General features: G+C 66.7%; 23 protein-coding genes. 11 read left to right on the forward strand and 12 right to left on the reverse strand.

All coding sequences use genetic code 11. The features are described 5' to 3' along the window. Positions 1-40 precede the first annotated feature (40 nt). From EDC22_RS15085 to EDC22_RS15120, 8 genes are all read left to right on the forward strand, one after another. Positions 41-370 carry a 2Fe-2S iron-sulfur cluster-binding protein gene (locus EDC22_RS15085; protein ID WP_132807513.1) on the forward strand — a complete coding sequence of 110 codons (330 nt, stop codon included), beginning with the start codon at positions 41-43 and terminating at the stop codon, positions 368-370. Positions 371-712: 342 nt separating this feature from the next. Continuing rightward, complete coding sequence (gene cysG, locus EDC22_RS15090) at positions 713-2,131, forward strand: siroheme synthase CysG (RefSeq protein WP_132807514.1); 1,419 nt, start codon at positions 713-715, stop codon at positions 2,129-2,131. 11 nt (positions 2,132-2,142) lie between these two features. Then, a complete protein-coding gene (locus tag EDC22_RS15095; protein WP_132807515.1) occupies positions 2,143-2,442 on the forward strand; it encodes a DUF2849 domain-containing protein in 300 nt (99 codons plus the stop codon). An 11-nt stretch (positions 2,443-2,453) separates the two neighbouring features. Beyond that, positions 2,454-4,124, forward strand: coding sequence for a nitrite/sulfite reductase (locus tag EDC22_RS15100; RefSeq protein ID WP_132807516.1), 1,671 nt, complete (start codon positions 2,454-2,456; stop codon positions 4,122-4,124). Further along, positions 4,114-4,905, forward strand: coding sequence for a phosphoadenylyl-sulfate reductase (locus EDC22_RS15105; RefSeq protein WP_132807517.1), 792 nt, complete (start codon positions 4,114-4,116; stop codon positions 4,903-4,905). Before EDC22_RS15100 ends, EDC22_RS15105 begins: the two co-directional genes overlap by 11 nt. Beyond that, positions 4,902-5,423, forward strand: coding sequence for a DUF934 domain-containing protein (locus tag EDC22_RS15110; protein ID WP_132807518.1), 522 nt, complete (start codon positions 4,902-4,904; stop codon positions 5,421-5,423). Before EDC22_RS15105 ends, EDC22_RS15110 begins: the two co-directional genes overlap by 4 nt. A gap of 36 nt (positions 5,424-5,459) precedes the next feature. Further along, on the forward strand, positions 5,460-6,494 hold the full coding sequence (locus EDC22_RS15115; RefSeq protein ID WP_132807592.1) for an NAD(P)/FAD-dependent oxidoreductase: 1,035 nt from the start codon (positions 5,460-5,462) through the stop codon (positions 6,492-6,494). Positions 6,495-6,512: 18 nt separating this feature from the next. Continuing rightward, positions 6,513-6,797, forward strand: a complete 285-nt coding sequence (locus tag EDC22_RS15120) for a DUF4031 domain-containing protein (RefSeq protein WP_132807519.1) — start codon at positions 6,513-6,515, stop codon at positions 6,795-6,797. Positions 6,798-6,842: 45 nt separating this feature from the next. On the opposite strand, the gene EDC22_RS15125 is transcribed toward EDC22_RS15120, so the two are convergent. From EDC22_RS15125 to EDC22_RS15180, 12 genes are all read right to left on the reverse strand, one after another. Next, positions 6,843-8,222 carry a glutamine synthetase family protein gene (locus EDC22_RS15125; RefSeq protein WP_132807520.1) on the reverse strand — a complete coding sequence of 460 codons (1,380 nt, stop codon included), beginning with the start codon at positions 8,220-8,222 and terminating at the stop codon, positions 6,843-6,845. A 102-nt stretch (positions 8,223-8,324) separates the two neighbouring features. Continuing rightward, entirely contained in the window at positions 8,325-9,536 is a 1,212-nt protein-coding gene (locus EDC22_RS15130; protein ID WP_132807521.1) for a GNAT family N-acetyltransferase, read from the reverse strand. A gap of 124 nt (positions 9,537-9,660) precedes the next feature. Beyond that, positions 9,661-10,266: a class I SAM-dependent methyltransferase gene (locus EDC22_RS15135; RefSeq protein ID WP_132807522.1), complete on the reverse strand. Its 606-nt coding sequence runs from the start codon at positions 10,264-10,266 to the stop codon at positions 9,661-9,663. A gap of 579 nt (positions 10,267-10,845) precedes the next feature. Next, complete coding sequence (locus EDC22_RS15140; protein WP_132807523.1) at positions 10,846-12,021, reverse strand: vWA domain-containing protein; 1,176 nt, start codon at positions 12,019-12,021, stop codon at positions 10,846-10,848. A gap of 135 nt (positions 12,022-12,156) precedes the next feature. Then, positions 12,157-12,681, reverse strand: coding sequence for a DUF1579 family protein (locus EDC22_RS15145; protein ID WP_132807524.1), 525 nt, complete (start codon positions 12,679-12,681; stop codon positions 12,157-12,159). A gap of 75 nt (positions 12,682-12,756) precedes the next feature. Beyond that, the gene (locus EDC22_RS15150; RefSeq protein WP_132807525.1) at positions 12,757-13,803 is read right to left on the reverse strand and encodes a YcjF family protein; all 1,047 of its coding nucleotides are present in this window, start codon (positions 13,801-13,803) and stop codon (positions 12,757-12,759) included. Further along, the gene (locus tag EDC22_RS15155; RefSeq protein WP_132807526.1) at positions 13,800-15,290 is read right to left on the reverse strand and encodes a YcjX family GTP-binding protein; all 1,491 of its coding nucleotides are present in this window, start codon (positions 15,288-15,290) and stop codon (positions 13,800-13,802) included. Before EDC22_RS15155 ends, EDC22_RS15150 begins: the two co-directional genes overlap by 4 nt. Before the next feature lie 64 nt (positions 15,291-15,354). After that, a complete protein-coding gene (locus EDC22_RS15160) occupies positions 15,355-15,873 on the reverse strand; it encodes a SixA phosphatase family protein (protein WP_132807527.1) in 519 nt (172 codons plus the stop codon). 21 nt (positions 15,874-15,894) lie between these two features. Next, positions 15,895-16,662 (reverse strand): crotonase/enoyl-CoA hydratase family protein, encoded by a 768-nt coding sequence (locus EDC22_RS15165; RefSeq protein WP_132807528.1) that lies wholly within the window; start codon positions 16,660-16,662, stop codon positions 15,895-15,897. A gap of 85 nt (positions 16,663-16,747) precedes the next feature. Further along, positions 16,748-17,164 carry a BA14K family protein gene (locus EDC22_RS15170; protein WP_132807529.1) on the reverse strand — a complete coding sequence of 139 codons (417 nt, stop codon included), beginning with the start codon at positions 17,162-17,164 and terminating at the stop codon, positions 16,748-16,750. Positions 17,165-17,423: 259 nt separating this feature from the next. After that, positions 17,424-17,948 carry a fasciclin domain-containing protein gene (locus EDC22_RS15175; protein WP_132807530.1) on the reverse strand — a complete coding sequence of 175 codons (525 nt, stop codon included), beginning with the start codon at positions 17,946-17,948 and terminating at the stop codon, positions 17,424-17,426. Between the two features lie 108 nt (positions 17,949-18,056). Then, positions 18,057-18,902 carry an AAA family ATPase gene (locus EDC22_RS15180; RefSeq protein WP_132807531.1) on the reverse strand — a complete coding sequence of 282 codons (846 nt, stop codon included), beginning with the start codon at positions 18,900-18,902 and terminating at the stop codon, positions 18,057-18,059. A 245-nt stretch (positions 18,903-19,147) separates the two neighbouring features. Between EDC22_RS15180 and EDC22_RS15185 the strand changes: the two genes are divergently transcribed. Genes EDC22_RS15185 through EDC22_RS15195 form a run of 3 tightly spaced genes read left to right on the forward strand, consistent with a single transcriptional unit; the run spans position 19,148 to position 24,204 of the window. Next, on the forward strand, positions 19,148-20,509 hold the full coding sequence (locus EDC22_RS15185; protein ID WP_132807532.1) for a flagellar hook protein FlgE: 1,362 nt from the start codon (positions 19,148-19,150) through the stop codon (positions 20,507-20,509). A 47-nt stretch (positions 20,510-20,556) separates the two neighbouring features. Beyond that, the gene (gene flgK, locus EDC22_RS15190; RefSeq protein WP_132807533.1) at positions 20,557-22,698 is read left to right on the forward strand and encodes a flagellar hook-associated protein FlgK; all 2,142 of its coding nucleotides are present in this window, start codon (positions 20,557-20,559) and stop codon (positions 22,696-22,698) included. A 6-nt stretch (positions 22,699-22,704) separates the two neighbouring features. After that, positions 22,705-24,204 carry a flagellar biosynthesis protein FlgL gene (locus tag EDC22_RS15195; protein WP_132807534.1) on the forward strand — a complete coding sequence of 500 codons (1,500 nt, stop codon included), beginning with the start codon at positions 22,705-22,707 and terminating at the stop codon, positions 24,202-24,204. Positions 24,205-24,220 lie beyond the last annotated feature (16 nt).

The raw sequence follows: 24,220 nt of genomic DNA on the forward strand, positions 1-24,220 counted from the left end.
CCGGCCCGTGACGACCATCCGACGATTGGGAGACGACATCATGCAAATCATCGTCACCGACCGCGATGGTCGGGAACATGTCCTCGAGGGACTCGAGGGCTGGCGGGTCATGGAAGTGATCCGCGACTGGGGCCTTCCGATGGAGGCCGAATGCGGCGGTGCGGCGATCTGCGGCAAGTGTCATGTCCGCGTCGCACGGGAATGGCTCGACCGCCTGCCAGATCCGCAGGACGACGAACTCGACACGCTCGACAAGCTTGACGGCGTCACATCATGCTCGCGGCTGAGCTGTCAGATCCTGCTGACCGAGGAACTGGACGGTCTGCGGGTGGAACTGGCGTCGGAGGACGCGGTCGCCGAGGCAGCCTGACTCTGACTGTCCGCAGCATCACCCCGCCCTTGCCGACAGGCGGGGCATGGCATTGCGCGCCGGTCTGTCTGCGCGATGATGGAACGGAATTCCGTTCGATCGAATGGCCCCTGTGAGGAACGAATTGGCACGGTTGCCGGCGCGGCCCCAACCGTCCCGGCGCAAGTCGCATTGCGCCCTGCAGGATCTGGACGAAATCAGCTTGCGTTGCTCTGTCGCATCGCAGCATGCTGTTCCAGATTTCTCTAAATAATTGAATTTGCTTGTTTTTCTGAGCATTCCCGATTGTCTCGGGGGGCTCATCCGCGCCATATTCGCTACCGGTCAGTCACGAGGTCCGGCATGGGCGCGTTGAAAACCTTTCCCGTCTCAACCGTCGTCGAGGGCCGCCGCGTGGTGGTCGCGGGCGGCGGCGAGGCGGCCGAAGCCAAGCTGCGGCTTCTCGCCAAGACGGCGGCTGAGGTTCATGTCTTCTCGCCGCACGGCGAGCCGCCGCTTCTGGCATTGGCGGCCGCCGAGGGGTATCCGGTCCATGCCCGGTGGCCCGATGCGGCGGACTTCGCCGGCGCGGCGCTCGCCTTCATTGCGGCAGAAGACGCGGATCGGGATCGGGCACTCGCCGCGACGGCGCGCTCGGCCGGCGTGCCCGTCAACGTTGTCGACCGGCCAGAGATGTGCGACGTGCTGACGCCGGCGATCGTCGACCGCGCGCCGGTGACGATCGCGATCTCCACCGAAGGTGCAGCGCCGGTGCTGACCAGCATCCTGCGCGCGCGGATCGAGGCCATGCTGACGCCCGGCCTGGGCCTGCTCGCTGGTGTCGCCAGCTCGCTGCGCGATCGGGTTGCCGACCTACTGCCCCCCGGCGCGCGGCGGTTGTCGTTCTGGCGGCGATACTTCACCTCGTGCGAGTTTGCGGACGCGGCCACGCGCGGTGCGGCGGAGGTACGGCGCCGGGCGCTCAGGCTGCTCGAGGAAGAGCGCGGCGCTGCCCCCTCGGCCGGCTTCGTCTGGCTGGTCGGTGCAGGTCCGGGGGCGGCGGACCTGTTGACCCTGCGGGCGCGCAACGTGCTTGCCGAGGCCGACGTCGTGGTGTTCGACAGCCTCGTCGATGCTGGCGTGATGGATGTGGTCCGCCGCGATGCGCGGCGCATCGACGTCGGCAAGCGCAAGGGCAGGGCATCGGTCACCCAGGACCAGATCAATGCGATCCTGATCGCCGAGGCGGCAGCGGGAAATCGTGTCGTGCGGCTGAAGGCCGGCGATCCGATGATCTACGGTCGCGCCGGCGAGGAGATCGCTGCGCTGCGCGAGGCGGGCATTGCCCATGCGGTCGTACCCGGCATCACGGCGGCGCTGGGCGCGGCAGCCGAGACGGCAATGCCGCTGACCCACCGGCGACTTGCCTCGACGCTTGTCTTCGCCACCGGCCATGCGGCGCCGGGTGAGGAGGGGCTCGACTGGGCGCAGATCGCCCGCAGCGATGCGACGGTCAGCCTGTACATGGCAAAATCGGTGGCTGGCGAAGTGGCCGGTCAGCTGATGGCGAACGGGCTTTCGCCCGACACGGCGGTGGGGGCCGTGGAGAACGCGTGTCGGCCCGACCAGCGCCGCTTCTACGGACGTCTTGATGAACTCGCCGGCCTCGCAGGTCGCGGCGACGTCAGCGGACCCGTGGTGATCTTCGTCGGCCCCGCCGTCGCCGAGGGCGACTGGACAGGTGCCGAGGCATTCGCGCCGGCCGCCGTGCTGGCCGCATAGGGACTGTTACAATGGCTTCTCACGCGACACTCAAGGTTCTGACAGCGAATCGACTGAGTGATGGCCGGGTGGTCTATCTCGGCGAGACGGGCTGGACCGTGGCGATCGAGGAGGCACGTCTGATCGCGACGCCGGACGAGGCGTCCGGTGCCGAAGCGGAAGGCGCCCGGGCGGTCGCGGACCGCATGGTCGTCGAACCCTATCTGATCGATGTCGAGACCGAGACCGGCGGCATTCTCCCCGCCAGTCTGCGCGAGCGCATCCGTGCACGTGGCCCATCGACCGGCCATTCACGCGGCGCGGCGGCCTGAGGCAACTGACCATGTACCGTTACGACGAATTCGACCACGCCTTCGTACGCGACCGGGTTGCGCAGTTCCGCGACCAGGTGGCGCGCCGCCTGTCTGGCGAGTTGACCGAGGAGCAGTTCAAGCCGCTCAGGCTGATGAATGGCGTCTATCTGCAGCTGCACGCCTACATGCTGCGCATCGCGATACCCTACGGCACGCTGTCGGGGCGGCAGATGCGCAAGCTTGCCTACATCGCGCGCACCTACGACAAGGGCTACGGCCATTTCACCACCCGGCAGAACCTGCAGTTCAATTGGCCACGGCTGGAGGATCTGCCCGACATCCTGGCCGAACTGGCCGAGGTCGAGATGCATGCCATCCAGACCTCGGGCAACTGCATACGCAACGTGACCACCGATCATTTCGCCGGCGCGGCGGCCGACGAGGTCGACGATCCGAGGCCGTGGGCGGAGATCATCCGGCAGTGGTCATCCCTGCATCCGGAGTTCTCCTTCCTGCCTCGCAAGTTCAAGGTTGCCGTGACTGGCGCGGCGCGCGACCGGGCGGCAATCCGCGTCCACGACATCGGCCTCGAATTGAGGCGCGGCCCCGGCGGCGGCCTCGGCTTCCGCGTCTTCGTCGGCGGCGGGCAGGGCAGGACCCCGATGCTCGCGAAGGAAATCCGCGACTTCGTGCCCGAACAGGAGCTGCTCGCCTATCTCGAGGCGATCATGCGCGTCTACAACCGCTACGGCCGGCGCGACAACAAGTACAAGGCGCGGGTGAAGATCCTTGTGCACGAGCGCGGTCTCGAGGAAATTCGCGAACAGGTCGAGGCGGAATTCGCCGAGCTGCGCGGTGGTGCGCTCGACGTCCCGGTCGAGGCGCGCGAAGCGATCTCCGCCTATTTCGCCCCGCCGTCGTTCGAAGACCTGCCGCGGACGAGCCGCATCCTGGAAGAGGCCCGACTCCGCGATCGCGATCTTGCCCTGTGGGTGGCACGCAACAGCCATCCCCACAAGCAGCCGGGCTATGTCTCGGTGACGATCTCGCTGAAGCCGATAGGCGGCGTTCCGGGCGACGCGACGGCTGACCAGATGGACAAGGTTGCCGAGCTTGCCGAACGTTTCAGCTTCGACGAGATCCGCGTCAGCCATGAGCAGAACCTGATCCTGCCGCATGTCCGCAAGGACGACCTTCCGGCACTTCACGCCGAGCTCAAGGCGGTAGGACTGGCGACGCCGAATGCCGGCTTCATCACCGACATCATCGCCTGCCCGGGCCTCGATTACTGCGCGCTCGCCAATGCCCGGTCCATTCCGGTCGCCCAGCGCCTGAGCGAGCGGTTCGCTGACACCAGGCGTCAGTCGGAGATCGGTGACCTCGCCATCAAGATTTCCGGGTGCATCAATGCCTGCGGCCATCATCATGTCGGCCACATCGGAATTCTCGGCGTCGACCGGAAGGGCGAGGAATTCTACCAGATCACGCTCGGCGGTGCGCCCGGCGGCGAGAACGGCGGCGAGGACGCAGCCATCGGAGAGATCGTCGGCAAGGGCTTTTCCACCGACGAAGTGGTGGATGCCGTTGAAACCATCGTCGACACCTATCTGAAGCTGCGCGAGACGCCGCAGGAGAGCTTCCTCGCCGCATATCGCCGTCTCGGCAAGAAACCGTTCCAGGAGGCGCTCTATGGCCGCTGACGGAAGCCCGCGGCCGGGAGCGATCAGCCCGGGGGCGGAGGTGTGCTGCACGGCGGACACCTGGCCCGACCCGGCCGTCCTCGACAGGCTGTTCACCGGCGCGCAGGCGCGCGATCTCGTTGCCTATACCCTCGGCGAGCTCGCGCCGGGCAGGACGGCCGTCGTCTCGTCGTTTGGCGCCGACTCGGCAATCCTCCTGCATCTCGTCGCGCAGGTCGACCGGTCGACCCCGGTGATCTTCCTCGAGACGGGAAAGCACTTCCCCGAGACGCTGGCCCATCGCGACCGACTGATCGAACGGCTGGGCCTCAGCGACGTACGTTCGGTCGCGCCGGATCCCGAAGCGCTCAGGCGTTTCGATCCGGCGGGCGGTCTGCATGCGGTCGACCCGGATCTGTGCTGCGCCCTGCGCAAGGAGGAGCCCCTCGAGCGGGCGCTCGCGGGGTTCGACGTCTGGCTGACCGGACGGCGTCGGCACCAGACCGCGAGCCGCAGGACGATGCCGCTGGTCGAGCGCGACGGACGCCGACTGAAGGTCAATCCGCTCGCCGGTTGGGACGCCTCGGATGTGAGCGCCTACATGACGATCCACGAATTGCCGTCGCATCCGCTGGTGGCGCGGGGCTATCCGTCGATCGGCTGTGCGCCCTGCACGAGTCCGGTGGCGGCGGGCGAGGACGAGCGCGCCGGTCGCTGGCGCGGGACAGGCAAGACCGAATGCGGTATCCATCTCACCCGCAACGGTGCACTGGTCAGGATCATCCCGGCGGGCAGGCAATGAGCGAGCCGATCGAGATCTGGAGCCGCGACGAGGGGTTCGTCGCGGACCGCTGGCGACGTGTCGGCGAGGACGAGGCGCTGCCCGGCAGCGGCCCGATCCTGCTGTCGAAAGCTCGCTGGGAGGAGGAGCGCGGCCGCAACAGCCTCGACGACTGGGAGATCGGCGTCGAGCTGAAGCCGGACGAGCCTGTCGAGGACCTCGTCCCCGACCTCGATCGCATCGCGATGGTGGCGCTGGCGTTTCCGGTGTTCTCGGACGGGCGCGCCTTCTCCAGCGCGCGGCTGCTCAGGGAGCGGCATGGCTTCACCGGCGAACTGCGCGCCACCGGCGACGTTCTGATCGATCAGATTCCGTTCATGCTGCGTTGCGGATTCTCGTCCTTTGCCATAAGTCACCAGCCGACGCGGCGTGCGCTCGCGGAAGGACGGATGCCCGAGGTGACGATCTACCTCCAGCCCGTCGGAGAGCGGAACGAGGTGCCGCTGGGCAACCGACCGTGGATGCGCCGCCGCCCCTGAGGGGACCGGCGCCCCGAAGCGAGGGATGTACCATTGCTGACGAAATCTCCGATCGCAACCGATGTCGCCATCATCGGCGCCGGGCCGGTGGGCCTGTTCGCGGTGTTCGAGCTCGGTCTGCTCGACATGAAGGCGCATCTGATCGACATTCTCGACAAGCCGGGCGGCCAGTGTGCCGAGCTCTATCCCGAAAAGCCGATCTACGACATTCCCGCGCTTCCGGTCGTCACGGGCCAGGAGCTGACCGACAGGCTGCTCGAACAGATCGCCCCGTTCCAGCCGACCTTTCACTACGGTCACATGGTGGAGAGGCTGGAGCGGCTGCCGGAGGGCGGCTTCCGGCTGGGTACCGACCAGGGGCTCGAGATCGAGGCGAAGGTGGTAGTGATCGCGGCCGGCGGCGGCAGCTTCCAGCCGAAGCGCCCGCCGATCGCCGGCATCGAGGACTATGAAGGCAAGTCGGTCTTCTACGCGGTACGCCGCATGGAGGAGTTCCGCGATCGTGACGTGGTGATCGTCGGCGGCGGCGATTCGGCGCTCGACTGGACGCTGAACCTGCAGCCGCTGGCCAGGCGGGTCACCCTGATCCACCGCCGCGACGCGTTCCGGGCGGCGCCGGACTCCGTCAAGAAGATGCGGGCGCTGGTCGAGGCCGGGAAGATGGACTTCATGCTCGGACAGGTCTCGACGCTGACGGGCTCGGACGGCGAACTGTCGGCGATCACGGTCAGGGCCGACGACAAGAGCGAGACGCTGATCAGCTGTGACCGGCTGCTGCCGTTCTTCGGGCTTACCATGAAGCTCGGGCCAGTTGCCAACTGGGGTCTCAACCTCGACGAGAACCTGATCCCGGTCGACACCGAGAAGTTCGAGACGTCGGAACCAGGCATCTTCGCCATCGGTGACATCAACACCTATCCTGGCAAGCTGAAGCTGATCCTGTCGGGCTTCCACGAGGCCGCGCTGATGGCCCAGGCCGCGCACCGTATCGTCTATCCGGAGAAGCGGCTGGTGTTCCAGTACACGACCTCTTCGACGAGCCTTCAGAAGAAGCTTGGTGTCGCCGGCTGAGCCTGCCGGCGTCCATCCTTGGCGGTCTATGTCGATGATGCGGTATGGGTGCGGCACGGGCGCCGCTGGTGCCATCTGCTTGCCGACGACACCGACGAGCTGCATCGCTTCGCCGCGGATCTCGGCCTCCACGGCTCGTCCTATCAGGGGCCGCCGAAGACGGCGGTCCCGCACTACGACCTGACCGCCTGGGAGCGCAGCAAGGCGATCCGGTACGGCGCAGTCGCCTGCGACCGTCGGCAGATCGTGGAGATTGCCCGGCATGCGCGCAGCGCGGGGACGATCGGCCGTCGCGGTGCTTGAAGCCCCGACGCGTCACCCTCTGCAAGCAGGGATACTCCGGGCCGTTCAGACGTTGAGCAGCAGATATTCGCGCTCCCAGCTGGAGATAACCCGGTTGTAAAGCTGCCATTCCAGCTGCTTCACCTCGGTGAAGGCGGCGATGAAGCGGCTGCCGAGCACCTCGCGCAGCGGAGCATTCTTGCCCAGCATCTCCAGCGCCTCGTGATGGTGTCGCGGCAGCCCGAATGGCAGGGTGTGCGCGTCGATGGTGACGACCGGCGCGGGGTCTATCTTTTCCTCGAGCCCGATCAGCCCGCAGGCGAGCGTCGCGGCAAAGGCGAGATACGGATTGGCATCGACACCCGGCACGCGGTTCTCGACGCGCCGCGCCGAGGGGGGCGAGTCGGGCACGCGCAGGCCGCAGGTGCGATTGTCGCGCCCCCAGTGGACGTTGATCGGGGCATCGGATTCGAGCCGGATGCGCCGGAACGAGTTCACGTTCGGGCAGAACAGCGCCATCGCCGAGGGTACGTGGCGTTGCAGGCCGGAGATGTAGTGGAACAGGGCCGGGGAATCCTCGCCGTCGGTATCGACGAAGATGTTGGACCCGTCGCTCGACCGCACCACGGACTGATGGACATGCATCGCCGAGCCGGGCTCGTTCTCGTGCGGCTGGGCCATGAAGGTCGCAAACATGCCATGCTTCAGCGCCGCCTTGCGCACGGCCCGCTTGAACAGGAAAACCTGGTCGGCGAGCTCGAGCGGATCGCCGTGCAGGAAGTTCATCTCGAGCTGGGCGGGGCCGGCCTCGTGGGCCATCGTGCCGATCTCGATGCGCGAGTCCTCGCAATAGGCGTAGATCTCCTCGACGACCGGATCGAATTCGTTGGCGGCCTCGATGCCATAGGCCTGACGGCCGGATTCCTTGCGGCCCGAGATGCCGACAGGCGTCGACAGCGGCAGGTCCGGATCGTCGGATTTCTCCACCAGGTAGTATTCGAGTTCCGGTGCGACGATTGGCTTGAGCCCCTTCTCCCGATACAGCCCGAGGACGCGCTTCAGCACCGAGCGCGGCGCGAAATCGACTGGCCTACCGTCGTTGTAAACCACGTCGCAGATCACCTGGGCCGTCGGCTCCTCGTACCACGGCACGATGCGCACCGTCGTCACGTCGGGGATCGTCCGGATGTCCTGATCGGTCTCCGAAGCTATGCGCGTATCCCACACCGTATCGCCGGTGACCGCTTGCAGGAGGATCGTCTCGGGCAATCTCAGGCCCGATCCGAGGTTGCGGATAAAATCCTCGCGCGGGACGATCTTGCCGCGCATCATTCCGGTCATGTCCGGAACCAGGCACTCGACCTCGTCGATCGAGCGGCTGCGCAGCCAATGAACGATTTCCTCGTTCGTGGTCGGAATGTCATCCCTGCCATCGTCGCCGTACATGTGGCCTCCGTTTGCGGCGCGGACGTCCCCGCTGGCCTGTGCGCCGCACTTTGCGCGCAGCACTACCCCTCTGTCGAGCCGGGGCGCAACCGGGATGGCCCGTCAGGCGATGCGGGTGCGGATGACGTTGCGCAGGCCGCGAGGCAGGATCTGGAAGGCTGCCTTGGCGCAGCGCGGCGCATAGGTCGACCAGATGGCTGCCGGCAGTCCCGTCAGCCCGAGCAGCCCGGTATAGTCCTGAACCGACACCGCGCGGCCGGCCAGCTGACGCTTGTATTCGTCGGCCGGAGCCATCAGGTCGTAGCAGCCCAGTCGGCGTGCAATGCACCACTCGATGCTGTCCTGCATCTGTACCTGTCCGGGACTGTACTTGGACAAGGCGGGGTCAAAGGCACCGAGGAAGGCGCAGTAGCGGCCATTGTGCACCATGCCGATCTCAACCGCCGCCGGCCTTCCGCCGACCTCGAGGCTGGCAGTCACGACGCCACTGTCGGCGGGCTCGTGTGCAGCCATGTCGACCAGGCAGGCCGTCGTGCGCGGGTCGGCTAGGGCCCTGGAGTATTGGCCCTGCTGCTCGAGCCAGTGCCGCTTGAGATCGAGCGCGGCGCGGGCGAGCTTGCGTGCCTCCTCGCCGCCGTCGACCATCCGGAAGGCGACGTCGCCGATCTGCGCCAGCTTGTTGCGCCGCCGTCGGTTGCGCGCCGTTCGCGACGACCGTGCCCTCGCATAGTCGCCCGGCTCGGTGAACCCGGACAGGTCGATTTCCATCGCCTTTTCGGCAGCACCGACCGCGTCGAGGCGCCTCGCGGCCCAGTCGGCAATGGCCGCGTCGGCGCGGATGCGCCGCAGCGTCAGCACACTGATATCACCGGGCCGGGTGAGCTCCGCGAAGGCCGCATCGAGCCATGGTATCACATCCCCGTCGGGGGCCGCGACGACGTCGCCGTATTGCAGGATCGGATCGCCGGCCCAGCGGGCGACCCGGCCCACGGGCGTGCGGCCGACCACCAGCGGCAGGATCAGGACCAGCCGCCCCCTCTCACGGACGGTGATGACGCGCAGGTCGTCATCGCTGGCGAAATGCCGCGCCCAGATGCGATGGAAGTCAAAGGTCTGGAAGGGTGTGGTCCGCGATCCGGGCGCTGACTCGAGGTCGCGCCAATCCCTGGCGATGGTCTCGAGCGTGGCGGGGTTGCGGATCGTGGCGAGGGCGAGCGTATCGGGAATCGGATCGGCAGACGCGCGGGCCGACCGGGTCGAAAGGCCGAGCATGCCGGTGACCAGTGGCGCCGCCTCGAACAGAAGTTCCTGCATCGCCTCCTCCCAGGATCGTTGCGCAAAATGCACACGGTCCCGACGCAGCGCAATCGCCGGAAGTTCCAAACCGCTCCTTAAGGTTAAGTCCCGACTGGCGTGCGCTCGCGGGACACGGGACCGGTCAGTGTGGCACAGCCTCGAACATGCGGACGGAATAGGGACTGAACAGGGCAACCCAGACCGACAGGGCGCGAGGCAGTGGCAATTCGGCGAAGGCGCTGCTCTCGCGGAACACGGTCAGGTCGCGCATGCCGACGAGGACGACGCTGACACGGGCGGTGCGGCCGTGCTCGGCCAGGCGCGCTGCCATGCGCAAGGTCGTGCGCTCGTCGAACGGATCGAACATGTAGACAGCCAGGTCGCCAGACGGCAGCGGTGCGTCGAGGGCATCGGCCCAGATGAAATCGACCTTGCGGCAGCGCATCCGCGCCCTTGGCCAGTGCCGCAGGTTGAGCATCGCATCCTCGTGCAGCGCTTCGGCGAACTCGATACCGACGACGCGCGCGAACGGAAGCGCCGCCGCCTCGAAGACGACGCGGCCCCGGCCGGAGCCGATATCGACAAAGGTTGTCTGATCAAGAGGCCCCGGAAGCGCCCTGATCAGCCGGCGCACGAGCGGGCGTGGGCTCGGCCGGTATGGCTGCGCGTGGCGCAGATTGGGTCCGGCGACGATCTGCCCGTCGAGCGCGACGTCGGTGGCGGTGCTGACGCGTTCAAGGCGTCCCACCGGGTCTGGCAGCCACCGATGTACCGATCGCAACAAGGCCCTGTAGGGCGACAGCGGCGGGGCAATCGGAAACGGACCGGGATGGCGCGCGCGGTGGGCTGGGGATTGCGGAGACGACTCGCGCCGCTTCTGCCCGCCTGGCAAGGGCGAAGACCTCTGCGCCGACGAGGGGGCGGCTGATGCTGCCGGCTCGCTTGGCGTCGATGCGATGTGCCGCGGTTCCCGTGCCTTCGCCGGCTTGTGCAACTGCTGCGCTGCCGGGCGTGACGAGGCGGTCCGAACCCTGGCGTTCACCGGCGCGCCGGATGTCGTCGCGAGGATTGCGCGCCTCGAGTGGCCGGACGTTGCGCGCCGGCGTTTCACAGGCTCGTTGGGGGCTGCGGGCATGGCGATGGACTCCGCCGCCAGTTCCGCCTCTGGCGTCAGCAGTGGGGAATCCGCGTGCAGCGATCCCGGGTGTCTTTCGTCGGTGGGGGAATTCATGGTCGGGGCAACTGCATGACAGCCGGGGCAACCGATCGGCCGTGCGAGAGCTATCACCGGCATTTGTGGCCGGGGTGAGGCCCGTTCAACCGATCCTCACCGGCCCAGTTCGCGCATTGCCGCGTCGATGCCTTCGATCGTCAGGGGGTACATCCGGTTCCCGAACAGTTGCCGGATCATGCGGATGGAGGGGGTGAAGTCCCAATGCTTTTCGGGCACGGGATTGAGCCAGACAGCGTGTTCGTAGACGTCGAGCAGCCGGCTGAGCCAGGTGGCGCCGGCTTCTTCGTTGAAGTGCTCCACGGAGCCGCCCGGCTGGGTGATCTCGTAGGGACTCATCGAGGCATCGCCGACGAAGATCACCTTGTAGTCGGACGGAAACTTGTGGAGCACGTCCCATGTCGGGGTGCGCTCCTGCCAGCGTCGACGGTTGTCCCGCCACACCGACTCGTACAGACAGTTGTGGAAATAGAAGTGCTCCATCACCTTGAACTCGCTCCTGGCCGCCGAGAACAGCTCCTCGGAGATCTTGACGTGCCAGTCCATCGAGCCGCCGATGTCGAAGAAGGCGAGGACCTTCACGGCATTGCGCCGTTCGGGTCGGAACTTCAGGTCGAGCCAGCCCCGGTGCGCGGTCTGGCGGATGGTGCCATCGAGGTCGAGCTCGTCGGCTGAACCGGTGCGGGCGAAGCGGCGCAGACGGCGCAGCGCCACCTTGATGTTCCGCGTGCCGAGTTCGACGGAATCGTCGAGGTCCCTGAATTCGCGTCGGTCCCAGACCTTCACGGCACGGAAGTTGCGGTTGCCGTCCTGGCCGATGCGGATTCCCTCCGGGTTGTAACCATAGGCGCCGAACGGCGAGGTTCCGGCCGTCCCGATCCATTTCGAACCGCCCTGGTGGCGCCCCTTCTGCTCGCGCAGCCGTTCCCTCAGCGTCTCCATCAGCTTGTCCCAGCCGCCGAGCGCCTCGATTTCGGCCTTTTCCTCGTCCGTGAGGTACTTCTCGGCAAGCTTCCGCAGCCACTCCTCCGGGATCTCGGCTTCGATCCCGTCCGAGACGCGCTCGATGCCCTTGAAGACATGGCCGAATACCTTGTCGAACTTGTCGAGGTTGCGCTCGTCCTTCACCAGGCAGGCGCGCGAGAGGTAGTAGAAATCCTCGACCTTCTTATCCGCCAGGTCGAGCTCCAGCGCCTCCATGAGCGTCAGGAACTCGCGCAGGGTCACCGGCAGTCCGGCCGATTTCAGCTCGTGGAAGAAGGTGACAAACATGCCGCCTCGCCACTGGGATAACCGGTTGAGCTAGCATCACCGTCCTGCCCGGCACAAGGTGGCAGCCGCCGAATCGAGCGAAGCCGACGCGGCCGACGTGGTGGTCGAGGCCGTTGCATAGTGCGCCGCGGCCGGTCAGCTCCGGTCGAAGACGAGGTCTGCCGAGACGAATTCGGCACCGCCGTGTGCCGGGATGGTCTGGCCGGTGATGCGCAGTCGTGTCGCCGACTGCGGATCGACCACGAGCGTGGAGACCGCGCGGCCCTCGGACTCGAAATCGTTGTGGCCGATGCGGAAGACGACCCGATTGCCGGATTTGAGACCTGTCAGCGGCGGACTCTTGGAGCCGAGCGAGTCGCGCCACACGGCCGTATAGCGCCCTCGGCCGGCGTCGTAGGCGATTGTCACCTGAAATGTTCCGGTAAAACCCTCGCCGCCGCAGCGGCCGTCGAGCTTCAGAAGGTCACCGGGCCCATCCATGGCGCCCTCGACCCGGCAGACGACCTTCTCGCTGGGCGTGCTGCCGGAGGTGCGCACGGCGCCGGAGCCCCGCCAGGTCCCCTTGAGACTGTCCAGAAGTGCATCGGCGGATGCGGGATTGGCGGGCAGCGCCAGCAGCAAGGTAGCCGACATCGGGAAGATGGACAGAAGACGGCGCATGGACGGCACCTTTCGTCGACAGGAACATTCATAATGCAGCGACGGCACCGTAATGAGGCGTGTCGCCGCGTCCGGTCAATCGTCTTTCTTCAGTCCGGTGCCCGCCAGCGTCGCCATCACGTCGCCGAGGCCCGGCGGCGGGCCAGCGAGCCAGGGCAGGGGACGGCACACGTCCAGCGCAGCGAGGCCGATCCGCGCTGTCATCATGCCGTTTATCATGCCCTCGCCGAGGCGGGCGGACAGCCGGGCGGCGAGGCCGTGGCCGACAAGCTGTTGCACCAGCCCGTCGCCGAGTGCCATGCCACCGGTCACGGCGAGGTGGCCGATCGCGAGCCGCATCAGCCGGATCATCGCCAGCCCCGACGGGCGGCCGCCATACAGCGTCGCGATCCGGCGCACGAGCCGCAGCGTCTCGACGATCACGTAGACGATGTCGATCAGTGCGCGCGGACTCATGGCTGTCACCACCGAGACCCGCTGGGCGGCGCCTGTGACGAGCGCACGAGCCTCGCGGTCGATGCGAACCATCAGTTCGCGCTCGGCGAGCCGCAGGAGATCGCGGCCGTCGATGATCTCGCCGGCATGGTCCTCCACCTCGGCGCGTGCACGGGCCGTCTCCGGGCGGGTGGCATAGAGCGCGATGACCTGTCGGACGATCGCGCGCGCCGCCTCGCGATCGTCGGCGCTGGCGGCGGCCTCGGCATCCGCACGCAACCGGGTGACGCGTGCGAGGCGGGCGAGGCCGACGGCCTCGCGCCCGACCAGGCCGGCCAGGCCCAGTGCGACCGCGGTGGCGAGCACCGCCGCGATCCACCCCAGCACATCGTCGCGCTGGAACAGCGACACGACGAAGTCGGTGACCCAGACACCGACCGCGAAGGTCAGGAACGTCGCGACAGTTCCGGCGAAAATGCGGCCCCATGGCAGACCGCGCCGCCGCGGGACGAGCGGACCCGGCAGGGTGCCCGGACCGATGTCGGAGCCGGAGATGTCGGGTTCCGGGATCACCACTGCGCCAGCCGCCTTGCGGCGGCCGGCGGATGTCACCGCGGGCTCCTCCACCGTCACGCCCGGATCGCTCAGCCGGAACGCGACCGGACGTCTGATACGCTCGTTGGTCATGCCAGCCGGTCTCCGATCAGGAACTGCAGCGTCCGGTCGAGGCGGATATGCGGCAGCGACAGGGTCGCTCCCTCGGCGGTGCGCTGAACGCGAGGCGGACGGAACCGTATGAACCGGTAGGTCTCGGCGGCTTCTTCAGACACCGATTCAGGGACTTGAAAGATCGATTCAGGGGTTTCGAAAACTGAATCCGGATTCTCAGGCAAGTCGCCGGGAAATATGGCGATTTCCTCGGTTCCATCGAGCAGCTCGCCATTGACGGTCTGTCCGGCCTCCGGGACGCCGACGATGCAGTCGAGCATCTCCCGACCCTGTCTGACGCGCGCTTCCCGGGTCGCCCGCACCGAGGCGAGGGCCACGACGTCGACGGCGGCACCGGCAAACGAGGCGCGATCGGCGGCCGTGCGGACGATGCGGCTGAGGATCGCTTCCAGCCTGTCGTGGCTGCGGTGGTGCAGATGATCGGCCTTTGTGGCGGCGAACAGGATGCGGTCGACCCGGCGCGTCAGAATGCGCGACAGCCAGGAGGTACGGCCAGGTCGGAAGCAGGCGAGGATCTCGCTGAGCGCGGATTCGAGGTCGGCCAGGGCGGAGGGACCGGCGTTGAGCGCCTGGAGGGCATCGACGAGGACGATCTGCCTATCGAGCCGGGCAAAGTGATCGCGGAAGAACGGCTTTACGACGACCGACTTGTAGGCCTCGTAGCGGCGTTCCATCATCGCCTGCAGCGAGCCGCGCGGCGCGCGGGCGTCAGGCGCGATGTCGAGGGGCGCGAAGGTGAGCGCGGGCGAACCCTCAAGGTCGCCCGGCATCAGGAAGCGGCCAGGTGGCAGTGCCGACAGCGAGAATCGCTCGTCCCGGCAGTCGCGCAGATATCCGGTGAACAGCTCCGCCGCCCGCCGGGCCGCCGCCTCGTCCTCGGGCGCCGCGGGATCGAGCGTGTTCAGATGCGCGTGCCATGCGCTCGCAAGCCTGTCGCGGGGCGGGCGGCGGGAAAGCGCGACGGCGCGCGACGACCATTCGGCGTAGCTCTGGGCGAGCAGTGGCAGGTCGAGCAGCCATTCGCCCGGATAGTCGACGATGTCGAGATGCAGCCGTCCCGGTCCAAGATTGCGGCCCCAGAAGGTGGCGGACTCGTAGTCGATCGTGACCCGCAATTCGCTGACCCGGCGTGTCGAGTCCGGCCAGTGGCGGTCGGGACCCGTCAGCGCGGCGACATGGTCCTCATATGCGAAGCGGGGGATGTCATCATCGGGTTGCGGGTCGAGGCGGGCGCGCACCAGCCGCCCCTGCGACATGGCATCGAAGACCGGCAGCCGCCCACCGTGAACGAGGTTGTGCACGAGCGCGGTGATGAACACGGTCTTGCCTGCCCGCGACAGGCCGGTCACGCCGAGGCGGAGCGTGGGGGTGACCAGGCCGGTCGCGAAATCGAGGATGTTGCCGACGGCCAGACGTGCCTCGTCGGCGATGGTGATCGATGCCAAGTCCGCGCCTTCCGGTCGGTGTCGAGGCTTATGTAGGCCCGAGAAGCGGGAAACGGAATAGGCGTCAGCTGCCGACGCTGGCCGGCGTGTGGAATCCGGTCAGGCGTCCGGCACCGGGCCCGACATCGCGCCATCGCGGCTGGTCGAAGTCGATGACGGCAAGGCCGCAGGTCGGGAACTTCGATTGCATCTCGGCCAGAGCTGTAGCCTCGCCGGCCGCTGCCAGGATCCCGGCGACATCTTCCATCGCCGGATTGTGGCCGACCAACAGCAGCGTCTCGGCGGTGCCGCCGGCCGTCCGGATCGCCTTGAGGTAGCCCTCGCCGTCGGCCTCGTAGAGCCGCCGGGTGACGGTTATGTCCATGTCGGTCGACAGGTGCGGCAGGATCAGCGCAAGTGTTTCGACGGCGCGCTGGGCGGCGGAGCAGACGACCCGCTGCGGCAGCAGGCCGCGCTGCGCCATGAACGCACCCATCAGCGGCGCACTGGACCGGCCACGGCTGTTCAGCGGACGCTCGAAGTCGGTCCGGGACGGATCCTCCCAGGAAGACTTCGCATGGCGCAGCAGCAGGAGGCGGGGCATGGCGCGATGTCTGGCTGGTTCTCAGCGGAGCTTCGAGAAGTCCGGAGGGCGCTTCTCGAGGAAGGCTGTGAAGGCCTCTCGCGCCTCCGCTGAGCCCAGCCGCTTGGCGACGATACGAATCTCCTCGGCGATGGTGGCCTCGAGTGCTCCCCGGTCGCCCTTCAGCAGTCGCTTGGTGTCGCGCAGCGCGCCCGGCGGCTGTGCGGCCAGACGGGATGCGACCGCCAGCGTCTCCGCCTCCAGCGCGTCCGGCTCGACCAGACGGTTGACGAGGCCGAGCTCGACGGCCCGGCTTGCGCCCACGGGCTCGCCGAGCATCACCAGCTCCGCCGCGCGGGCATGCCCCATAATGCGCGGCAGGAGCAGCGTCGAGCCGGCCTCCGGGACGATGCCGAGATTGACGAAGGGCAGGCGCAGCCGCGCGCGAGGCGTGGCGAGCACCATGTCGCAATGAAGCAGCATCGTCGTGCCGATGCCGACCGCATCGCCGTCGACGCCGGCCACCATCGGCACGCTCGACCTTGCCAGTGCGTACAGGAACGCTTGGACGGGTTGCGACGGGGTGTCCGGTGATCGGCTGAGGAAGTCGTTGATATCGTTGCCTGCGCAGAACGTTCCCGGCGTGCCCAGGAGCACGATCGCCCGGATGCCGAGATCCGCTTCGGCGTCTGTCAGCGCATCGGCGAGCGCCTGATACATGGCGCCGGTCATGGCATTCCTCTTGTCCGGACGGTTCAGCCGCAGCACCATCACGCCGTCATCGCAGCTTCGCACGATCTGTTCGGTCATTACCCGACATGTCTCCCCGAAATCGAACCGCCGGGCCATGCGGGGCCCGGCGGCCAGCCTCGTCCGGAACGGGATCGCATCCTGCCTACTGGCAGAACTTCTTCTGACCACCGTAGGTGGTGTAGTAGCCGGTCTGAGGGTTGAACGACTTGTACTTCGACGAACAGTACTGATACCAGGCCGGAGTCCAGGGCTGATAGCCGCCGCTGGCGGGAACCGCCGCGCGCTGGTTCATGCAGTTGTAGTAGGCGTAGTTGTAGGCATCCTTGTAGCGCTGCGAATGCGTTGCGGCGCCGGCCACCGCCCCGGTGCCGCCGCCGATGAGCGCGCCCGTGCCAGCGCTGCGGCTGTTGCCGCCGATGATCGCCCCGGCGACCGCACCGATGCCGGCGCCGATCGCCGCGCCGCCGATCACCTCTGCACCGCTGGACACGTTCTTGGCATAGTCGCGCGCATAGGCGTCGCAGGCGGCATGCGACTGGGCGGCGGCAGATCCGGCCATTCCGATCGAAATGACTACCGCTCCCACAATCAACTTCAATCTGGATTGCATGTGCTGGTTCCCGTGATTGCTTCCCTTGCGGGTAGCGCGCAATTGCCCTCGTGCAACGCGGCCCTCCGTCTGCCGACAGCGGCAGGACTCAGAAGAACCCTACAGTATCCTAGCGGAACCGTGGCGGTGTTCCAATCAGTCGCATTGGTTGCAACCGGCGAGGAAGCGTCGGGCCGCCGGTGGCTGCCGGCGGCCCCGATCGGTGTGATCAGGGAAGCAGGACCGCGTCGATGACGTGGATGACGCCGTTCGCCTGGCCGAGATCGGCCACGGTCACGGTCGCGGACCCGCCCTTGGCGTCGGTCACGATGACCGCGTCACCATCCAGAGAGACGGTCAGGTTCTCGCCCTGGACGGTCTCGACCGTGGCGGTACCGCCGCCGGCCTTGGCCTTTTCGACGAGATCGGCGGCCTCGAGCCGGCCCGGCACCACGTGGTAGGTCAGCACGGCGACGAGCTGGTCCTTGTTGGCCGGCTCCAGCAGCGTGTCGACCGTTCCCTCGGGCAACGCGGCGAAGGCCTCATTGACTGGCGCGAAGACGGTGAACGGCCCTTCGGCGGCGAGCGTGTCGGCCAGCCCGGCGGCTGTCACGGCGGCGACGAGGGTGGTATGGTCCGGGGAGGCGGCAGCTGCATCGACGATGGTCTTGCCGGAACCGGCAAGGGCCGGCGCGGACACGACGGCGGCGAGGATCGCCGCCGCACCGAACAGGGCATTTCTGCAAAGGATCATGGCGTGCTCCCGTGTCTGAGTGACCTCCGCGGTGGAGGTTGCCCGGACTACGGCGGCGCCACGGCGCGAGGATTGCTCACGACGCTTCAAGTCGCCGTGATCATCCCGTCAACGGCTCTCCCGGCGCGCCATGAAGGCCAGCCGCTCGAACAGGTGGACGTCCTGCTCGTTCTTGAGCAGCGCACCATGCAGCGGCGGGATGAGCTTCTTGGGGTCGCGCTCGCGCAGTGCGGTCTCGTCGATGTCCTCGGCCACCAGCAGCTTGATCCAGTCGAGAAGCTCGGAGGTCGATGGCTTCTTCTTCAGGCCCGGCACCTCGCGCACATCGTAGAAGACTGACAGTGCCTCCTGCAGCAGTCGCCTCTTCAGACCCGGGAAGTGCACATCGACGATCGCGGCCATCGTCTCCCTGTCGGGAAAGCGGATGTAGTGGAAGAAGCAACGCCGCAGGAAGGCGTCGGGCAACTCCTTCTCGTTGTTGGAGGTTATGACGACAATCGGCCTGTTGGCCGCCCGCACCGTCTCGCCGGTCTCGTAGACGTGGAACTCCATGCGATCGAGTTCCTGAAGCAGGTCGTTGGGGAACTCGATGTCGGCCTTGTCGATCTCGTCGATGAGCAGGACCGGCCGCGTCTCGGAGGTGAACGCCTCCCACAGCTTGCCGCGACGAATGTAGTTGCGGATGTCGTGCACCCGCTCGTCGCCGAGCTGGCTGTCGCGCAGTCGGCTGACCGCGTCGTACTCGTAGAGACCCTGCTGGGCCTTTGTGGTCGACTTGATGTGCCATTCGATCAGCGGGACGCCGAGACTCCTGGCCATCTCGTGGGCCAGCACGGTCTTGCCTGTTCCAGGCTCGCCCTTGACCAGCAGTGGCCTCTGGAGGGTTATGGCTGCGTTGACGGCAATCCTGAGGTCTTCCGTGGCGACGTAGTTCCCGGTCCCTTCGAAACGCATCTGATAAGGGCTCCCTGTGTCGGCGAGCCGACAGGTAGCGCAGAAGCGGCCGCATCGCCAGAACCGACCGGCAGATTTTTCCCGCGCGTGTCAGCTCTTGCCGGCCGGATCGTGTCCCGTGCGGCGGGATTCCATCCGATCCTATTGATTCAACAGGGTTCCGGAACTGGCATGGAGGTTGCGTAGGAGCGAGCGGGAACCAGTCGTCCGGACGCGGTCCGGACATGCGTGGAGATTTTCGAACCATGGGTATCTACGGGGCTCTGGCGACCGCGGTGGCGGGGTTGAAGGCGCAGTCGTTCGCGCTCGAGCACATTTCCGGCAACATCGCGAACTCGCAGACGATCGGCTTCAAGCGAACCGAGACGTCGTTTGCGGACCTCGTGCCGGCCTCGCCCTACTACAAGCAGCTCGCCGGTTCGGTGCAGGTCTCGACCCGCGCGACCAACAACATCCAGGGCGATCTCAGGTCGGTGGAGACGCCGACCTTCATGGGCATCAACGGCAATGGCTTCTTCATGGTGGAGAGGCGTGCCGATGTGGCCGACGGCAAGCCGGTCTTCGAGGGGGTCGACTACTTCACCCGGCGCGGCGACTTCGAATTCGATCGCAACGGCTATCTGGTCAACGGCGCCGGCTATTACCTGAAGGCGATCCGGGTCGATCCGCAGACCGGCAATCTGGTCGGCAGCCAGCCCGAGCCGGTGCAGATCACCAACGACTTCCTGCCCGCCAAGCAGACCACGTCGATCAATCTGCGCGCCAATCTCGCCGCCTACCCGAAGACGACGGATGCCGATCCGGCGATACCGGGTAGCGAACTGCTCAATCCGGCCAGCTACAACAACGATCCGCGCGCCTCGGGCGACGGCTTCGTGCAGGGGCAGGACGTCGACGACTTCCTGAACCAGTCCATCGCTGGCGGTGCCGTGACCGTTTACGACTCGACCGGCAACGCCGTGAACATCCAGATGCGCTGGGCCAAGATCAGCAGCAGCCCCGACACCTGGAACCTGTTCTATCAAACCAACTCCAGTGCCACCGGCACCGCCCCGGCCTGGCAGAATGTAGGGCAGGACTACGTATTCAATGCCAGCGGCCAGCTCGATCCCGACATTCCGAGCGTCAACATCGCCAATGTGACCGTCAACGGCGTCAGCGTCGGCGACATCATGCTCAACCATGGCACCAACGGCATCACCCAGTTCGCCGATTCGAACGGCAATGTGCAGGTGACGGAACTCGTTCAGAACGGCTATGCGGCCGGCGAACTGGTGGGCGTGTCGATATCGGCGGCCGGACGCATCGTCGCCAGCTACACCAACGGCCGCACGGTCGATCTCTACGAGGTGCGGTTGGCCAGCTTCAATGCGGAAAACAAGCTGCAGAAGCTGGACGGCGGCGCCTTCGCGGTGACGCAGGATTCGGGGCCCGCGATGCTCGGCGCGCAGGGCAACATCATCGGCGCGGCGATCGAGAGCTCGAACACCGACATCGCCGACGAGTTCACCAAGCTGATCGTCACGCAGCAGGCCTACGCGGCGGGCACCCGCATCGTCACCACCAGCAACGAGATGCTGCAGGAAGCGCTCAACATGATCCGCTGAGGCGAACCGGATCGCAGTCAGCATCGTGAACCGATCGGAACGTCGCCATGGGAATGAACGGGGTTCTCGGCACCGCGCTGCAGGGGTTGAAGGTCATCACGGCGGGGCTCGACGTGGTGTCGCGCAATGTCGCCAACGCCGATACCCCAGGCTACACGCGCAAGACGATCGGTCAGACATCGCTGGTCATGGGCGCGAACGTCACCGGGGTCGTCTCCGGTGACGTCAAGCGGCAGGTCGACGACCTGCTGGTTCGGCAGATCCGCCAGGAGAATGCCGGCCTAGGCTATGTCCGCATCCTGAACAGCTACTACACCCAGCTTGACAACATCTATGCCGAACCGGGGTCGTCGGTCGGCGTCGATACGCTGTTCTCGGCATTCCGCAACTCGATGGCGGAGCTTGCAGCGACACCGGATTCCTATATCGCGCGCGAACAGGTGCTGCGCGATGCCCAGGTCCTCGCCTCTCGGCTGAACCAGATGTCGGCGGACATCCAGGCGATGCGGCTCGAGGCGGAACGCGGGATCGGTGACGCAGTGCAGCGCGTCAACGAACTTCTCAACCGCATTTCCGAGGTCAACCAGCAGATCGGCAGCAGCCCGCAGATCGAGTCGCCGCCGGCGGATCTCCTCGACCTGCGCGACAACTACATCGCCGAACTGAGCGAGCTGCTCGACATTCGGGTGATCGAGCGCCAGCGCGGTGTCGTCAGCATCATGACGCAGTCCGGCATGTCGCTGCTCGATCCGTTGCCGGCGCAGCTCGTGTTCGACGAACGCGGGATGGTGACCGCGCAGTCGCTCTACAATTCGGACGCAAGCCTGAGCGGCGTCGGAACGATCAAGATCGTCACTCCGAACGGCGGCAGCATCGACCTGATCGCCGACAATCAGATCCGCTCCGGAAAGATCGCCGCACTCCTGGAATTGCGCGACAAGTATCTGGTGGACGCGCAGGCGCAGCTCGACGCCATCGCCGACGGTCTCGCCCGGGCGTTGTCGACGAACAGTGTCGCCTCCGGTGCGGTCACCAGCGGTACCCAGCAGGGCCGCGAGATCGACCTCGCCGGAATTCAGCCCGGCGACCGGATCTCGATGACCGTTACCGTCGACGGAGTACAGCGCAAGCTGACCCTGATCCCGGTGACCGACCCTGCGGCGCTGCCGCTTCCGGACAATGTGACGCCGGAGCGGGATGATGTCGTCATCGGTTTCGACATTTCGGGCGGCATGGCGACCGCGGCTGCGCAGATCGAGGCGGCGCTCGGCGGCGCGATCCAGGTCTCGGCGCCGGGCGGCGACATCCTGCGCTTCCTGGACGACGGCGCCGGGCAAACGACGTCCTCGGGCGTCGGCTATGGACTCGACGGCTCGACACTCGATCTGTCCGCCCTCGCCGGTCAGTCGATCACGGTCTCGGTCGGCGGCACCGACTACTCATATGCCTTCACCGCAACCTCCACCGGCCAGGATCTGCAGGCGTTCATCGATGCCATTCCAGGGATTGGCGCGTCGATCGTGGCGGGCGATCTGGTGATCAGTGGCGACACGCCGGCAACCGGCTTCAGCATCAGCTTTTCCGATCCGTCCGTCGGACTGGCGACAGGACTGGCCGAGGGTTCGCACAACACCTCGAGCATCGACGCGCTCTCCGCGGGCATCACCGCGACCGACTTCACGTCCGGGCTTGGCATTCCGCTGTTCGTCGATGGCGGGTTTCCCTATACGGGCAATCTCGACGCCATTCCGCAGCAGCTCGGTTTCGCGGGGCGGATCAGCGTCAATCCTGCGCTGCTGAACGACAACGCGCTGCTCGTGCGCTACGGCTCGGGCACGATGGAGGGCGACCCGGCGCGGCCCGCAGAACTGCTCCGCCGCCTCTCGGAAGCCGTCTTCACCTTCGCGCCGGAAACCAAGGTGGCGGGGTCAACGCCCTATACGGGTACGCTCGGCGGCTTCATCCAGCGGGTGATCTCCTATCAGGGCGCCATGGCGAGCGACGTCTACAAGGCCGCTTCGGCTCAGGAGATGGTCTCTGCCCAGCTCCAGGAACGGTTCGTTGCCGAGTCGGGTGTCAACATCGACCAGGAAATGGCGAATCTGATCGAGCTGCAGACCGCCTATCAGGCCAATGCGCGGATCGTCACCGCATTTCGTGAAATGATGGACCTTCTGCTGAGGGTGTGATCGAAGATGTCGATTTCGAGCCTGTCGAAGTCAATCGGCTGGACCCGCGGGCTGGTCGAGATGCGCGCGCAGATGCTGGATCTGCAGCGTCAGCTGGCCACCGGCAAGAAGGCGACCACGTTCGGTAAACTCGGCAGCGATCGGACGCTGTCCGTCTCGATGCGCGCCCGTGTTGCGCAGATCGAATCCTACAAGAGCGTGATCGGCACCGTGCAGCTGCGCACCGATGTCATGGCGCAGTCATTCGACCGGATGCGTTCGATTCTCTCCGATACGCGCTCCGATGCGATCGTTCCGAACTTCGAGCTCGTCCGTGGCGGGCAGACCGCATTGCAGGTGCGCGCGGAGGCGGCCCTGGACGAGATGCTCGGCCTTCTGTCGGGTGAGGTCGACGGCCGCTATCTGTTTGCCGGGCGGGCGGTCGACAAGAATCCGATCGCAGCAACGACGTCGATCCTGGATGGCTACGGTCAGCAGGCCGGATTTCGCCAGCATCTCAGCGAGCGTCGCCAGGCGGATCTGGGGGCGGACGGGCTCGGCCGTCTCGTCGTGCCGGCCGCGGCGGGAACGGATGTGACCGTGGCGGAAGACGTCGCCGGAAGCCCCTTCGGCTTCAAGATTGCCGGCGTCGCCAGCACCCTCTCGGGCGTGAGCGTCACCGGACCGGCCGGGGCGCCGAGCGAGGTGGATGTCTCCTTCGGCGGTCAGCCCCAGCCCGGCGAGACGATCCGCTTCGACCTCAACCTGCCGGATGGTACCACCACGACGGTGCAGCTTCGCGCGGTGGCGGCCGGGCAGGGTGGCGAGCGGGGAACCTTCGAGATCGGAGCCGACGAGGCCGCGACCGCGGCGAATTTCCAGCAGGCGCTCACCGATTCGATGCGCACTGCAGCGTCGATCGACCTGTCCGCGGCCTCCGCCTATGCGGCGGCGGAGGATTTCTTCAACATTGACGCGGCCAATCCGCCGCGGCGCGTGGATGGGCCGCCGTTCGATACGGCCACGAGCCTGCGCGCCGCCACGGCCGCCGACACGGTGTTCTGGTACACCGGGGATGCGGAAACCACCGATCCGCGCGCGACCTCCTCGGCCAAGATCGACGACCACATCACCGTCGGCTATGGCGCCCGCGCCAATGAGGAGGCGTTCCGCTGGATGGTCCAGAACCTTGCGGTGCTGGCAGCGGACAGCTTCGATCCCGGTGTCTCGACCGATCGCGACCGCTACTTCGCGACAACGCAGCGCGTCGTCAACAACATCGCCTATTCCGGGCGGCAGACGATCAGCGCCGTCCATGCCGAGATCGCGTCGGTCCAGTACGTCACGGGCCAGGCGGACGCGCGCCACACCACGACGAAGGCGATGGCCGAGGATCTCGTTGCCGGCGTCGAACTTGCCGACATGAACGAGGTCAGTGTCAAGCTCCTGCAGCTTCAGACGCGGCTTGAGGCTAGCTACCAGGTCACCGCGATGCTGTCGCAGCTCAATCTGACGCGCTTCCTGTGACCGCGTTGCCGTAGCG

Source organism: Tepidamorphus gemmatus (assembly GCF_004346195.1).
GTDB lineage: Bacteria > Pseudomonadota > Alphaproteobacteria > Rhizobiales > Tepidamorphaceae > Tepidamorphus > Tepidamorphus gemmatus.

What these genes read in the sequence shown, in the direction of transcription:
- EDC22_RS15085 (WP_132807513.1), top strand. Translation starts at nt 41, where the DNA reads ATGCAAATCATCGTCACCGACCGCGATGGTCGGGAACATGTCCTCGAG.
- cysG (WP_132807514.1), top strand. Translation starts at nt 713, where the DNA reads ATGGGCGCGTTGAAAACCTTTCCCGTCTCAACCGTCGTCGAGGGCCGC.
- EDC22_RS15095 (WP_132807515.1), top strand. Translation starts at nt 2,143, where the DNA reads ATGGCTTCTCACGCGACACTCAAGGTTCTGACAGCGAATCGACTGAGT.
- EDC22_RS15100 (WP_132807516.1), top strand. Translation starts at nt 2,454, where the DNA reads ATGTACCGTTACGACGAATTCGACCACGCCTTCGTACGCGACCGGGTT.
- EDC22_RS15105 (WP_132807517.1), top strand. Translation starts at nt 4,114, where the DNA reads ATGGCCGCTGACGGAAGCCCGCGGCCGGGAGCGATCAGCCCGGGGGCG.
- EDC22_RS15110 (WP_132807518.1), top strand. Translation starts at nt 4,902, where the DNA reads ATGAGCGAGCCGATCGAGATCTGGAGCCGCGACGAGGGGTTCGTCGCG.
- EDC22_RS15125 (WP_132807520.1), bottom strand. Translation starts at nt 8,222, where the DNA reads ATGTACGGCGACGATGGCAGGGATGACATTCCGACCACGAACGAGGAA.
- EDC22_RS15130 (WP_132807521.1), bottom strand. Translation starts at nt 9,536, where the DNA reads ATGCAGGAACTTCTGTTCGAGGCGGCGCCACTGGTCACCGGCATGCTC.
- EDC22_RS15140 (WP_132807523.1), bottom strand. Translation starts at nt 12,021, where the DNA reads ATGTTTGTCACCTTCTTCCACGAGCTGAAATCGGCCGGACTGCCGGTG.
- EDC22_RS15145 (WP_132807524.1), bottom strand. Translation starts at nt 12,681, where the DNA reads ATGCGCCGTCTTCTGTCCATCTTCCCGATGTCGGCTACCTTGCTGCTG.
- EDC22_RS15150 (WP_132807525.1), bottom strand. Translation starts at nt 13,803, where the DNA reads ATGACCAACGAGCGTATCAGACGTCCGGTCGCGTTCCGGCTGAGCGAT.
- EDC22_RS15160 (WP_132807527.1), bottom strand. Translation starts at nt 15,873, where the DNA reads ATGCCCCGCCTCCTGCTGCTGCGCCATGCGAAGTCTTCCTGGGAGGAT.
- EDC22_RS15165 (WP_132807528.1), bottom strand. Translation starts at nt 16,662, where the DNA reads ATGACCGAACAGATCGTGCGAAGCTGCGATGACGGCGTGATGGTGCTG.
- EDC22_RS15170 (WP_132807529.1), bottom strand. Translation starts at nt 17,164, where the DNA reads ATGGCCGGATCTGCCGCCGCCCAGTCGCATGCCGCCTGCGACGCCTAT.
- EDC22_RS15175 (WP_132807530.1), bottom strand. Translation starts at nt 17,948, where the DNA reads ATGATCCTTTGCAGAAATGCCCTGTTCGGTGCGGCGGCGATCCTCGCC.
- EDC22_RS15180 (WP_132807531.1), bottom strand. Translation starts at nt 18,902, where the DNA reads ATGCGTTTCGAAGGGACCGGGAACTACGTCGCCACGGAAGACCTCAGG.
- EDC22_RS15185 (WP_132807532.1), top strand. Translation starts at nt 19,148, where the DNA reads ATGGGTATCTACGGGGCTCTGGCGACCGCGGTGGCGGGGTTGAAGGCG.
- flgK (WP_132807533.1), top strand. Translation starts at nt 20,557, where the DNA reads ATGGGAATGAACGGGGTTCTCGGCACCGCGCTGCAGGGGTTGAAGGTC.
- EDC22_RS15195 (WP_132807534.1), top strand. Translation starts at nt 22,705, where the DNA reads ATGTCGATTTCGAGCCTGTCGAAGTCAATCGGCTGGACCCGCGGGCTG.